Origin of the sequence: Streptococcus mitis NCTC 12261, assembly GCF_000148585.2 — a bacterium.
Taxonomy (GTDB): Bacteria; Bacillota; Bacilli; order Lactobacillales; family Streptococcaceae; genus Streptococcus; species Streptococcus mitis.
In genome coordinates, this window is record NZ_CP028414.1 from 177,501 (window position 1) to 191,129 (window position 13,629).

Below are 13,629 nucleotides of genomic sequence, written 5' to 3' on the forward strand. Positions count from 1 at the left end.
TCGTAGTGTGTGTACTCAACCTCTAGAGAGAACCTTCGCTTCTGCAGCTTTTCACTTAGGATTGTTGGTTAATTTAGATAAGTTAGAAGCTTACTTAGAAACAGCGACTTTCTTTAAAGAATTTGGGCGAAATTACAAGTTTTTAAGACGACAATTTTCTAAGAAAAAGCTTACAAATGAGGAAGAAACTGCGATTATTGAATTTTCCAAACACATACTCCTGCTAGCTTGCGAAGGACTGGAGATGAGAAATAAGCAAGAAACAAGCTATTTACAGCCTTTGAAAGAAGAATTGGGCCTATAATTTCTCTTATAAAAGGAGAATTTTCTGAAAAATCATGATATAATGGAAGAGACTATAGATAAAGGATAGAGAGTAATGACATTAGTTTATCAATCAACACGTGATGCCAACAATACAGTAACTGCTAGCCAAGCAATTTTGCAAGGTTTGGCAACGGATGGTGGTTTGTTTACACCAGTCACTTATCCAAAGGTAGATTTGGACTTTGACAAATTGAAAGATGCTTCTTATCAGGAAGTTGCTAAGTTAGTTTTGTCAGCCTTTTTAGATGACTTTACGGCTGAGGAGTTGGACTACTGTATCAATAATGCCTACGATAGCAAGTTTGATACTCCAGCTATAGCGCCTTTGGTGAAATTAGACGGCCAATACAACTTGGAACTGTTTCATGGTTCAACGATTGCCTTTAAGGATATGGCCTTGTCTATCTTGCCATACTTTATGACAACAGCTGCTAAGAAGCATGGTTTGGAGAACAAGATTGTCATTTTGACAGCGACATCTGGTGATACTGGGAAAGCTGCTATGGCAGGCTTCGCAGATGTTCCAGGTACTGAAATTATCGTCTTTTATCCAAAAGATGGTGTCAGCAAGGTACAAGAGCTGCAAATGACTACTCAGGCTGGCGACAATACTCATGTTATCGCCATTGACGGTAACTTTGACGATGCGCAAACCAACGTGAAGCATATGTTTAATGATGTGGCTCTCCGTGAAAAATTGGCTGCTAACAAGTTACAATTTTCATCAGCTAACTCTATGAACATTGGTCGTTTGGTACCACAAATTGTTTATTATGTTTATGCCTACGCTCAGTTGGTTAAGACTGGTGAAATTGTGGCTGGTGAAAAGGTTAACTTCACAGTACCAACAGGAAACTTTGGAAATATCTTAGCTGCCTTTTATGCTAAGCAAATTGGTTTGCCAGTTGGCAAATTAATTTGTGCTTCAAATGACAACAATGTCTTGACAGACTTCTTCAAGACACGTGTTTACGACAAGAAACGTGAGTTTAAAGTAACAACTAGTCCATCTATGGATATCTTGGTATCTTCAAACTTAGAGCGCTTGATTTTCCATCTTTTGGGAAATGATGCGGTTAAGACAGCTGAACTCATGAATGCCTTGAATACACAAGGACAATATGAATTGACAGACTTTGATGCAGAGATTCTGGAACTCTTCGCGGCTGAATATGCGACTGAAGAAGAAACGGCAGCAGAAATCAAGCGTGTCTACGAGTCAGATTCTTATATCGAGGATCCACATACGGCGGTTGCCTCGGCAGTTTATAAGAAATACCAAGCGGCTACTGGCGATGTGACTAAGACAGTGATTGCTTCAACAGCTAGTCCTTATAAGTTCCCAGTGGTTGCAGTAGAGGCTGTAACAGGGAAAGTAGGTTTAACAGACTTTGAAGCCTTGGCTCAATTACATGAAATTTCAGGTGTTGCAGTACCACCAGCAGTTGATGGCCTTGAAACATCTCCAGTTCGTCACAAGACAACCGTGGCAGCTACTGATATGCAAGCAGCGGTGGAGGCTTATCTAGGACTTTAAGACAGAGGGAGTAAACTCGGTTGGGAAACCAACTGAGTTTCTTTTCATCAGGAGGAGAGATTGTTTAAGAAAAATAAAGACATTCTTAATATTGCATTGCCAGCTATGGGTGAAAACTTTTTGCAGATGCTCATGGGAATGGTGGACAGTTATTTGGTTGCTCATTTAGGATTGATAGCTATTTCAGGTGTTTCAGTAGCTGGTAATATTATCACGATTTATCAGGCGATTTTCATTGCTCTAGGGGCAGCTATTTCTAGTGTTATTTCAAAAAGTTTGGGGCAGAAGGATCAGTCTAAGCTAGCCTATCATGTGACTGAGGCGTTAAAAATTACTTTACTATTAAGTTTCATTTTAGGAGCTTTGTCTATCTTCGCTGGGCAAGAGATGATTGGACTCTTGGGAACGGAGAGAGATGTAGCTGAGAGTGGCGGACTCTATCTATCCTTGGTAGGCGGATCGATTGTTCTTTTGGGGTTCATGACGAGTCTGGGTGCTTTGATTCGTGCAACGCATAATCCACGTTTGCCTCTCTATGTGAGTCTTTTATCCAATGCCTTGAATATTCTTTTTTCAAGTCTAGCTATTTTTATTCTGGATATGGGGATAGCTGGTGTTGCTTGGGGGACAATTCTGTCTCGTTTGGTAGGTCTTGTGATTTTATGGTCGCAATTAAAGTTGCCTTTTGAGAAACCGACTTTTGGTTTAGATAAGAAACTATTGACCTTAGCTTTGCCAGCAGCTGGAGAGCGGCTTATGATGCGGGCTGGTGATGTCGTGATCATTGCCTTGGTTGTGTCTTTTGGAACGGAGGCAGTTGCTGGGAATGCAGTCGGAGAAGTCTTGACCCAGTTTAACTATATGCCTGCCTTTGGCGTCGCTACGGCAACGGTCATGCTGGTGGCCCGAGCAGTTGGAGAGGATAATTGGGAAAGAGTAGCTAATTTGAGCAAGCAAACCTTTTGGCTTTCTCTGGTCCTCATGTTCCCCTTGACCTTCAGTATCTATGCTTTGGGTATACCACTCACTCATCTCTATACGACTGATTCTTTAGCGGTGGAGGCTAGTGTTTTAGTGACACTTTTTTCACTACTTGGTACTCCTATGACGATAGGAACAGTCATCTATACAGCAGTCTGGCAGGGTTTGGGCAATGCTCGGCTTCCCTTTTATGCGACAAGTATAGGAATGTGGTGTATCCGCATTGGAACAGGATATCTGATGGGGATTGTGCTTGGTTGGGGCTTGCCCGGTATTTGGGCCGGAACCCTTTTGGATAATGGTTTTCGTTGGTTATTTCTACGTTACCGTTACCAGCGCTATATGAGCTTGAAAGGATAGGAAATGCAAAAAACAGCTTTTATTTGGGATTTAGACGGGACTTTATTGGACTCTTATGAAGCGATTTTATCAGGGATTGAGGAAACTTTTGCTCAGTTTTCTATTCCTTATGATAAGGAGAAGGTGAGAGAGTTTATTCTCAAGTTTTCTGTGCAGGATTTGCTGGAGAAAGTTGCGGAAGAGCGAAAACTGGATGTCGAGGTGCTAAATCAGGTGCGTGCCCAGAGTCTGGCTGAGAAGAATGCTCAGGTAGTTTTGATGCCAGGTGCGCGTGATGTGCTAGCTTGGGCAGAGGAATCAGGAATTCAGCAGTTTGTTTACACTCATAAGGGAGACAATGCTCTTACCATTCTAAGAGACTTGGGTTTGGAATCTTATTTTACAGAGATTTTAACAAGTCAGAGTGGCTTTGCGCGTAAACCTAGTTCAGAAGCGGCCACCTATCTGTTAGACAAGTATCAGTTGGATTCTGAGAAGACCTATTATATAGGGGATCGGATTCTGGATGTGGAATTCGCGCAGAATAGTAAGATTCAAAGCATTAATTTTTTAGAGTCAACTTATGAAGGAAATCATAGGATTCAAGGGTTAGCAGATATTTCCCGTTTTTTTAAGGCTGAGCGATAAAAAGATTGTGTCAGTTTTGTGACAGAGACCTAACAAACTATTTCAAGTAACCGAGTTTGTTACAAGGAATAGACAGTTCTGTTAAATAGGCCCGAGAGGGCTTTTTTTCTGCATTTTTTGTGTTATCATAGACAGGTACTCATTTGAAAGGAATTTGAAAGAATGAAGAAAAGAATATTATTAGCCTCAACGGTAGCCTTGTCATTTGCCCCAGTATTGGCAACTCAAGCAGAAGAAGTTCTTTGGACTGCACAGAGTGTTGAGCAAATTCAAAACGATTTGACTAAAACGGATAACAAAACAAGTTATACCGTTCAGTATGGTGATACCTTGAGCACAATTGCAGAAGCCTTGGGTGTAGATGTCACAGTTCTTGCGAATTTGAATAAAATCACGAATATGGACTTGATTTTCCCAGAAACTGTTTTGACAACGACTGTCAATGAAGCAGAAGAGGTAACGGAAGTTGAAATCCAAACTCCACAAGCAGATTCTAGTGAAGAAGTGACAACTGCGACAGCAGATTTGACAACCAATCAAGTAACCGTAGATGATCAAACTGTTCAAGTTGCAGACCTTTCTCAACCGATTGCAGAAGCTCCAAAAGCGGTAGAAACTACAAGAACAAAAGAAGTAGCAACAAGTTCAGAAGTTACAGAGACAGTGACTGCTTCAGAAGAAGTGACACCATCTACAGGAACTTCTGTCCCAGAGGAACAAACAGCCGAAACGAGTAGTGCAGTTGCAGAAGCAGCTCCTCAGGCAACGACTCCAGCTGAGAAAGATGAAACACAAGCAAGCACTCAAGCTGAATCAGCAGTGGAAGCAACTACAATACCAGTAGAAGAAACAGCACCTGAAACAACTGCAACAAGTTCAGAAGAAGCAAAAGAAGTAGCATCATCAAGTGAAGCTACAGCAGCAGTTTCTACTTATCAACCAGAAGAGACGAAAACAACTTCAGCAACTTACGCAGCTCCAGCAGCGCCCGATTATGCTGGACTTGCGGTAGCGAAATCTGAAAATGCAGGCCTTCAACCACAAACAGCGGCCTTTAAAGAAGAAATTGCTAACTTGTTTGGCATCACATCCTTTAGTGGTTACCGTCCAGGAGACAGTGGAGATCACGGAAAAGGTTTGGCTATCGACTTTATGGTACCAGAAAGCTCAGAACTAGGGGATAAGATTGCGGAATACGCTATTCAAAACATGGCTAGCCGTGGAATTAGTTACATCATCTGGAAACAACGTTTCTATGCTCCATTCGATAGCAAATATGGACCAGCTAATACTTGGAACCCAATGCCAGACCGTGGTAGCGTGACAGAAAACCACTATGACCACGTTCACGTTTCAATGAATGGATAAACCAGACTCTGTCATATAATTTTTACGAATGAGATCTAGCTTTCATGATAGGAAGCGAGTCTCGTTCGTTTTTTCTTTGTCAATTTGAATGGGAAGTTACCATCTTGTAATAATCCAAGCAACATTCTTGCAATTTATTTTACTTTGCATTATACCTGATTAGTCAACTATTGATCAATCAATAAAAAGGAGGAAGAAATGATAGAGATTCAAGATCTGCTTTATCAACTCCGCTTGTCTGAGCAAGCGAGTACGCAATTGTTTTAAAAAAAACTTGGGATTAGTTTGACACGGTATCAGATTTTATTATTTTTGCTGAAGCATTCCCCTTGTAATCAAATAGCGGTTCAGGAGCGTTTGAAGATTGATTAGGCTGCTTTGACCCGACATTTCAAAATTCTGGAAAAGGAAGGTTTGGTGGAGGCTACGAAGTATGCCAAAGAGCAGTTAGTTGTGAATCCGCCTCTGCAGCATATCAAGGTTAAGGAAGAGATGGAAAGTATCTTAACAGAGTCTGAAAGAACAGAACTCAGCCGTTTAGTAAATAAATTGGTTTTGGGTATTGAAAATATAGAAATTTAAGGAGAAATAGATGTCAATTATTACAATCATTTTAGCAACGATTGTTGCTTTGGAGCATTTTTACATTTTTTATTTGGAAAGTATTGCAACGCAATCAGATGCGACTAGTCGTGTCTTTAACATGGACAAGGAAGAACTGGCTCGTCCGTCAGTAAGTTCATTGTTTAAAAATCAAGGGATTTATAATGCTCTGTAGGAGTCTTTCTCTTGTATGGGATTTATTTCTCACAGAATTTAGAAATTGTGACTATTTTTGTTTTATTTGTGATTGGTGCTGCGGCTTATGGCTCTCTCACAGCAGATAAGAAAATTATTTTGAAGCAAGGTGGACCAGCTATTTTGGCCTTGATTAGTATTTTTCTCTTTAAATAAACTTTAATGCCGGTCTGATCCTCTCTAGTCCTTTTCACTCCAGAATAAGGGAAATATGTTATACTTGTTTTTAAGAAAATAGTTTCATGGAATTGGTTGTAAGGAGTTAGAAATGAAAGTATTAGTGACAGGTTTTGAGCCCTTTGGAGGGGAAAAGGTCAATCCAGCTTTGGAGGCCATTAAAGGTTTACCAGCTGAAATCCATGGTGCTGAGGTCCGTTGGCTAGAAGTGCCAACAGTCTTTCACAAATCGGCCCAAGTATTGGAAGAAGAAATGAGTCGTTATCAACCGGACTTTGTCCTTTGTATCGGCCAAGCAGGTGGAAGAACCAGCTTGACACCTGAGCGAGTGGCTATAAATCAAGACGATGCACGCATTCCTGATAACGAAGGTAATCAGCCGATTGACCTTCCCATTCGTCCAGATGGTGCTCCGGCTTACTTTAGTAGTCTGCCGATTAAAGCGATGGTCCAAGCTATAAAAAAAGAGGGCTTGCCGGCCTCTGTTTCAAATACGGCAGGGACTTTTGTCTGCAATCATTTGATGTATCAGGCTCTCTATTTGGTAGAAAAGAAATTTCCACATGTTAAGGCAGGTTTTATGCACATTCCTTATATGATGGAACAGGTGGTGAATCGACCGACTACTCCAGCTATGAGTTTAGTGGATATTAGGCGAGGGATAGAAGCGGCAATCGGGGCTATTATAGAACATGGAGATCAGGATCTCAAGTTGGTAGGTGGAGAAACTCATTGATAGAAAAAAGCTTGAGGGGCCACCTTCAAGCTTTTGGACGTTTTCGAGCCAGTACTGCTCGGTAAAAAATCATTTTATTGATTTTAATGTAGGGTAGGAGTGAAAAACTAGCAATTCCAAAGGTAATCCAATTGAGGAAGTACCAAGGAAGGAGTTGTAAGTCTAGTACAAAACGCTGAAACTTATAGCCTTTCATCAGGAAACGGCTGGTTTTAAGGATTTGCCCTGGTTTAGCTTGGCCCAAGTCTAGGGTGTCACAGAGGAGAAATTCTACCTGCGAATAGGCATAGTATTGTGGAATATAGAGACTATTTCCGACAATCATCAAGAGGATACTTGCTAGAAAATAGAGACCAAAGGTCATGAGGAAACGTTCAGTTTCAACTGACGAGAGATCCAGATTAGGAAACTCAGGATGAAGGACAACGAATTTCTTGGCTAAAAAGCTACTGTAAAAGAGAAAGTAAATCCCGAGTAAACTAGGAATGCTCCATAAGAAGAGATAGAAACGTTTGAGAAGTAGAGTCAAAAAGGTTTGTGAAAAGTGCTCTTCGTTAAAGAGAGTGAGACTATTTTTGACGGATAGTTCTGTATCTGGATTCTTGATGAGTTTCAGCGTTGTATAGACTGAACTGGTCAGAAGTATTGTTCCGATAAAGGAGACTAATAGAGGAAAAAGGTAGGCTTGGAATACATGGCCAAACACGCTTAAAAAGGGTTGTTCTAAAACACTCTCGTTGATGCGCTCTAAGGGATTGAGGAAGCCAGACAAAATGATCAGCATGCTAGGTAAGAGATAGACGAGAAAGAGACGGGGATTTTCAGCCTGAAATTGTCTAGCTTGCAGACGAATGGTTTTTAAATCAATTTTTGGGTATTTCATTCTCTCATTATACACCATAGTTCGTGACAGTTCCAGCTTTTTTTGATAAAATCATACAGTATGCCCTTGGGCACAAAGTATGAACTGGGACTGTTTTTCCCAGCTTCGGAGGTAAAAAATGTCAGATTCACCAATCAAATATCGTTTGATTAAGAAAGAAAAACACACGGGAGCTCGTCTGGGAGAAATCATCACTCCCCACGGTACCTTCCCAACACCTATGTTTATGCCAGTTGGGACACAAGCCACTGTCAAAACTCAGTCGCCTGAAGAATTGAAGGAGATGGGTTCGGGAATTATCCTGTCAAACACCTATCATCTCTGGCTTCGTCCTGGAGATGAACTCATCGCACGCGCAGGTGGTCTCCACAAGTTCATGAATTGGGACCAGCCTATCTTGACAGATAGTGGTGGTTTTCAGGTTTATTCCTTAGCAGATAGCCGTAATATCACAGAAGAAGGAGTAACCTTTAAAAACCATCTCAATGGTTCTAAGATGTTCTTGTCCCCAGAAAAAGCCATTTCTATTCAGAATAATTTGGGCTCAGACATCATGATGTCCTTTGACGAATGTCCTCAGTTTTATCAACCTTACGACTACGTTAAGAAATCAATCGAGCGTACCAGCCGTTGGGCTGAGCGTGGTTTGAAGGCTCACCGTCGTCCGCATGACCAAGGGTTATTTGGGATTGTGCAGGGGGCTGGATTTGAAGATCTTCGCCGTCAATCGGCTCACGACCTTGTCAGCATGGATTTCCCAGGCTACTCTATTGGTGGTTTAGCAGTTGGAGAAACCCACGAAGAGATGAATGCCGTCTTGGACTTCACAACCCAACTGCTACCTGAAAATAAACCTCGCTATTTGATGGGTGTGGGAGCGCCAGATAGCTTGATTGATGGGGTGATTCGTGGTGTAGATATGTTTGACTGTGTCTTGCCGACTCGTATCGCTCGTAATGGGACTTGTATGACCAGTCAGGGACGTTTGGTTGTCAAAAATGCCCAGTTTGCTGAGGACTTTACACCACTGGATCCTGAGTGTGATTGCTACACATGTAAGAACTATACACGCGCCTACCTTCGTCACCTGCTCAAGGCTGATGAAACCTTTGGTATTCGCTTGACTAGCTATCACAATCTTTACTTCTTGCTTAACCTGATGAAGCAAGTGCGACAAGCCATTATGGATGACAATCTCTTGGAGTTCCGTGAGTATTTTGTTGAAAAATATGGCTATAATAAATCAGGGCGTAATTTTTAAACTGGAATTGATATAAGCTAAAAATCCTAAGTTTTCTCTTAGGATTTTTCTTCTTTTTTTGATAGAATAAAGTGTACAATGAAAGGAAGAATAAACTCGTATGCGCATTAAATGGTTTTCCTTGATTAGGATTACAGGTTTACTTTTGGTACTCTTGTATCACTTCTTTCAGACCATCTTTCCAGGAGGATTTTTCGGGGTAGATGTCTTTTTCACATTTTCAGGTTTCTTGATCACGGCTCTACTCATCGAAGAATTTTCTAAAAATCATGAAATTGATTTGCTTGGATTTTTTAGAAGACGCTTTTATCGGATTGTGCCACCTGTGGTTTTGATGGTCTTGGTGACCATGCCCTTTACTTTCTTGGTTCGTCAAGACTATGTAGCTGGAATTGGCGGTCAGATTGCGGGTGTCTTAGGCTTTATGACTAACTTCTATGAACTTCTAACAGGTGGGAGTTATGAATCACAGTTCATTCCTCACTTGTTTGTTCATAATTGGAGCTTGGCCGTTGAGGTTCACTACTATATCCTCTGGGGATTGGCAGTTTGGTTCTTATCCAAACAGGCTAAATCAAATGGTCAATTGAAGGGGATGGTTTTTCTCTTATCAGCTGCTGCCTTTTTAATCAGCTTCTTCTCCATGTTTATTGGTAGTTTTCTAGTGACCTCTTATTCCTCTGTTTACTTCTCCAGTTTAACTCATGTCTATCCATTCTTTTTGGGAAGTATCCTAGCAACGATTGTAGGCGTTCGTCAGACGACTTCCCTCGTCAAGCAGTTGGATAAAATCTGGGATTTACGCAAGACCCTTTTGGTTTTTGGGGGAGGTTTTGGATTCTTACTCATTTTGACCTTCTTTGTCAAATTTACCTATCTCTTTGCCTATCTTATGGGCTTCTTGCTTGCCAGCCTTGCAGCCCTTGCTATGATTCTGGCGGCGCGTGTCTTACATGAAAAGACTCCTAACATGCAGGAGCCAAAGATTATCAGCTTTTTAGCAGATACTAGCTATGCGGTTTATCTTTTCCATTGGCCTTTCTACATTATTTTCTCACAGTTGACATCAAATCTTCTTGCTGTGTTACTGACTTTGATTTTTTCTTATGGATTTGCCAGCCTGTCATTTTATGTGCTGGAACCTTGGATTGCGGGAAAGAACACACCTATTATACAAGCCTTTCGTCCCCTGCCTCATATTCACACAATCCTTGCAGCAAGTACTGGAATCTTGGCCTTCATTGTCTTCTTAGTAACTTTGCTGGCACCACAAGTGGGAGCTTTTGAGACAGACTTAACTGTCAATGGCTTGAAGCAAGCTGCAACAAATATTAGCCAGACCAAGGTGATGACAGAACGAGCAGAAGCTGATAGTTTAGGAATTGCTGATGGCACTATGTTAATTGGTGATTCGGTAGCACTAAGAGCTAATACAGCCTTGCAGACAGCCCTTCCTGGAGCACAGATTAATGCACAAGTCAGCAGAACAACCAAGACCGCCAACGAAATCATGCTCAACAATAGCCAGAATAAATTTCTACCAAAGATGGTGGTTATTGCAACTGGGGTAAATAATCCTGAAAATTACAAGGAAGACTGGGATAGTATCGTAAAAAATCTTCCTAAGGGCCACCATATGGTTTTGGTGACTCCTTATGAGGGAGATAAGACAAAAGAGACCTATGCAATCGTTGAGAAAGAGGCTGCCTATATGAGAGAATTGGCAGAGAAGACTCCTTACATCACGATAGCAGATTGGAACCAAGTTGCGAAAGAGCATCCAGAGATCTGGACTGGAACAGACCAAGTCCATTTTGGAAGTGACAATAGTAAGATTGAAGCAGGAGCTAAATTGTATGCAGATACCATTGCTACAGCCTTGCAAACAGCTCAAGACAAGCCAGTTAAATCAAAATAACTTGTATTAAAAAGAGAAGAGTTGGAGAAATCCAGCTCTTTTAAAATATCTCTAGAAAATAGGTCTATACCATTTACAAATAAAAAAGAAAGGTTTATAATGTAATTGACATAATAAATTGTAGAATCAATCTTTTAAGGAGGTTAACATTATGCCTAACTATATTAAAGCGGATCAATTTTTCTACCCACACGGAGTTCGTCGTGGCGGTTACCTGGAACTTGTGGACGGCAAGTTTGGAAAACATGTCGAACAGATTCCTGAAGGCGCTGAGGTGATTGACTATACAGGTTATAGCATTGCTCCAGGACTTGTAGATACCCACATTCATGGATTTGGTGGTGTGGATGTTATGGATAATAATATCGAAGGAACCCTTCATACCATGAGTGAAGGACTACTTAGTACAGGTGTTACCAGCTTCTTGCCTACCACTTTGACATCCTCTTATGAGCAATTGCTTGCGGTAACTGAAAATATCGGTGCTCGTTATCGGGAAGCAAGTGGAGCAAAAATTCGTGGTATTTACTTTGAAGGGCCTTATTTCACAGAGAAATACAAGGGAGCTCAAAACCCTGCCTATATGAAAGATCCTCGTATGGATGAGTTTCGTGCTTGGCAAAAAGCAGCTAATGGCTTGCTTAATAAAATTGCTCTTGCGCCAGAGCGTGAAGGTGTAGAAGACTTTGTACGGACGATCACTGGAGAAGGTGTGACAGTTGCTCTTGGGCATTCAAATGCGACATTTGATGAAGCCAAAAAAGCAGTCGATGCTGGAGCGAGCGTTTGGGTACATGCCTACAATGGCATGCGTGGCTTGACTCACCGTGAACTCGGTATGGTGGGAGCCATGTATGAATTACCACATACTTATGCTGAATTGATTTGTGATGGTCACCATGTGGATCCCAAGGCCTGTGATATTTTGCTCAAACAAAAAGGAACTGAAAATATCGCCCTTATCACGGACTGTATGACAGCGGGTGGATTGGAAGACGGTGACTATATGTTGGGAGAATTCCCAGTAGTAGTTGTCAATGGAACTGCTCGCCTCAAATCTACAGGTAATTTGGCAGGTTCTATCCTCAAACTCAAGGACGGTTTGAAGAATGTGGTCGAATGGGGCATTGCGAATCCGCATGAAGCAGTCATGATGGCCAGCCTCAACCCAGCTAAATCTGTTCACATTGATGATGTCTGTGGTCAAATCCGTGAAGGCTATGACGCGGACTTTATCGTACTAGATAAAGATTTGGAATTGGTAGCAACCTATCTAGATGGTGTGAAACGTTATCAAGCATAAGAGAGAAAGCAGAAGTTAGGGATTAGCTTCTGCTTTTTTATCTATATTTCTTTACCAGTAAATAAAAAAATTAAAAAAATCACAAAAAAACTTGAACAAGCAAATGAAAAGGCTTACAATTATATTATAAACAGTACAAATAAAAAAACGGAGGAATGCTTTATGAAAGCCTATACTTATGTTAAACCGGGACTTGCTTCTTTTGTTGATGTTGACAAACCAGTGATTCGCAAGCCAACAGACGCTATTGTGCGTATCGTAAAAACTACTATTTGTGGAACAGACCTCCATATTATCAAAGGGGATGTTCCCGCTTGTCAAAGTGGTACCATTCTTGGTCACGAAGGGATTGGGATTGTTGAAGAAGTTGGAGAAGGAGTTTCGAACTTCAAAAAAGGCGACAAGGTCTTGATTTCTTGTGTCTGTGCCTGTGGTAAATGCTACTACTGTAAAAAAGGAATTTATGCCCACTGTGAAGACGAAGGGGGCTGGATTTTCGGTCACTTGATTGATGGTATGCAGGCTGAATATTTACGTGTCCCTCATGCAGATAACACTCTCTACCATACTCCAGAAGACTTGTCAGATGAAGCCTTGGTTATGCTATCAGACATTCTACCTACTGGATATGAAATTGGTGTCTTAAAAGGGAAAGTAGAACCTGGTTGCAGCGTAGCAATTATTGGTTCAGGTCCAGTTGGATTGGCTGCTCTTTTGACAGCCCAATTCTATTCACCAGCTAAATTGATTATGGTGGACTTAGACGATAACCGCTTGGAAACTGCTGTATCATTTGGTGCGACTCACAAGGTTAATTCTTCAGACCCTGAAAAAGCTATTAAAGAAATTTATGATTTGACAGATGGTCGTGGTGTAGATGTTGCTATCGAAGCTGTTGGTATTCCTGCAACATTTGATTTCTGTCAAAAGATTATCGGTATAGACGGAACAGTTGCCAACTGTGGTGTACATGGTAAACCAGTCGAATTCGATTTGGACAAACTTTGGATTCGCAACATCAATGTAACAACTGGTTTGGTATCTACAAATACCACTCCACAATTGTTGAAAGCTCTTGAAAGTCATAAGATTGAACCAGAAAAATTGGTAACTCATTATTTCAAACTAAGTGAAATTGAAAAAGCCTATGAAGTTTTCAGTAAAGCAGCAGACCACCATGCAATTAAGGTCATCATCGAAAACGATATTTCAGAAGATTAAGTAGCAAAAAGATTTTGGAACACAAGCAAATAGAAATTCAGTCATCATAAGATGGCTGGATTTTTTATCAAAAAATTAAGAAATGAGCATATTTCTTTCCTTGTTTAGCGGAATTGGTTATAATATACGGTA

The 13,629-nt window shown here is 41.0% G+C and carries 11 protein-coding genes and 2 pseudogenes (1 of these 13 cut by a window edge); 12 read left to right on the plus strand and 1 reads right to left on the minus strand.

Translation table 11 applies throughout. The features are described from left to right. From SM12261_RS00870 to pcp, 8 genes and pseudogenes are all read left to right on the plus strand, one after another. A protein-coding gene (locus tag SM12261_RS00870; RefSeq protein ID WP_000091376.1) for a glutamate-cysteine ligase family protein crosses the window boundary here: on the plus strand, positions 1–304 show its final stretch. 974 nt of this gene lie to the left of the window's left edge; the window shows 304 of its 1,278 coding nt (coding positions 975–1,278); the start codon falls outside the window, past its left edge; the stop codon is at positions 302–304. A 75-nt stretch (positions 305–379) separates the two neighbouring features. Beyond that, the gene (gene thrC, locus SM12261_RS00875) at positions 380–1,864 is read left to right on the plus strand and encodes a threonine synthase (protein WP_000177152.1); all 1,485 of its coding nucleotides are present in this window, start codon (positions 380–382) and stop codon (positions 1,862–1,864) included. A gap of 60 nt (positions 1,865–1,924) precedes the next feature. Continuing rightward, the gene (locus SM12261_RS00880) at positions 1,925–3,205 is read left to right on the plus strand and encodes an MATE family efflux transporter (RefSeq protein WP_000473986.1); all 1,281 of its coding nucleotides are present in this window, start codon (positions 1,925–1,927) and stop codon (positions 3,203–3,205) included. A gap of 3 nt (positions 3,206–3,208) precedes the next feature. Continuing rightward, positions 3,209–3,832 carry an HAD family hydrolase gene (locus tag SM12261_RS00885; RefSeq protein ID WP_001172831.1) on the plus strand — a complete coding sequence of 208 codons (624 nt, stop codon included), beginning with the start codon at positions 3,209–3,211 and terminating at the stop codon, positions 3,830–3,832. Between the two features lie 162 nt (positions 3,833–3,994). Beyond that, a complete protein-coding gene (locus SM12261_RS00890) occupies positions 3,995–5,200 on the plus strand; it encodes a LysM peptidoglycan-binding domain-containing protein (RefSeq protein ID WP_000746055.1) in 1,206 nt (401 codons plus the stop codon). Positions 5,201–5,479: 279 nt separating this feature from the next. Beyond that, a pseudogene (locus SM12261_RS00900) lies at positions 5,480–5,782 on the plus strand (winged helix-turn-helix domain-containing protein). 10 nt (positions 5,783–5,792) lie between these two features. Next, positions 5,793–6,154 (plus strand): annotated as a pseudogene (locus tag SM12261_RS00905) (DUF1304 domain-containing protein). Positions 6,155–6,266: 112 nt separating this feature from the next. Continuing rightward, a complete protein-coding gene (gene pcp / locus SM12261_RS00910) occupies positions 6,267–6,911 on the plus strand; it encodes a pyroglutamyl-peptidase I (RefSeq protein ID WP_000866923.1) in 645 nt (214 codons plus the stop codon). 25 nt (positions 6,912–6,936) lie between these two features. Here the strand turns inward: pcp and SM12261_RS00915 are convergent, their stop codons facing one another. Further along, positions 6,937–7,794, minus strand: coding sequence for a DUF975 family protein (locus SM12261_RS00915; protein WP_000876906.1), 858 nt, complete (start codon positions 7,792–7,794; stop codon positions 6,937–6,939). A gap of 118 nt (positions 7,795–7,912) precedes the next feature. Here SM12261_RS00915 and tgt point away from each other — a divergent pair, with 118 nt between their 5' ends. From tgt to SM12261_RS00935, 4 genes are all read left to right on the plus strand, one after another. Next, positions 7,913–9,055 carry a tRNA guanosine(34) transglycosylase Tgt gene (gene tgt, locus SM12261_RS00920; RefSeq protein WP_001285237.1) on the plus strand — a complete coding sequence of 381 codons (1,143 nt, stop codon included), beginning with the start codon at positions 7,913–7,915 and terminating at the stop codon, positions 9,053–9,055. A gap of 100 nt (positions 9,056–9,155) precedes the next feature. Then, entirely contained in the window at positions 9,156–10,973 is a 1,818-nt protein-coding gene (locus SM12261_RS00925; protein ID WP_001220872.1) for an acyltransferase family protein, read from the plus strand. 151 nt (positions 10,974–11,124) lie between these two features. Next, entirely contained in the window at positions 11,125–12,276 is a 1,152-nt protein-coding gene (nagA, locus tag SM12261_RS00930; protein WP_001134449.1) for an N-acetylglucosamine-6-phosphate deacetylase, read from the plus strand. Between the two features lie 162 nt (positions 12,277–12,438). Continuing rightward, a complete protein-coding gene (locus SM12261_RS00935; RefSeq protein WP_000649460.1) occupies positions 12,439–13,497 on the plus strand; it encodes a zinc-dependent alcohol dehydrogenase family protein in 1,059 nt (352 codons plus the stop codon). Positions 13,498–13,629 lie beyond the last annotated feature (132 nt).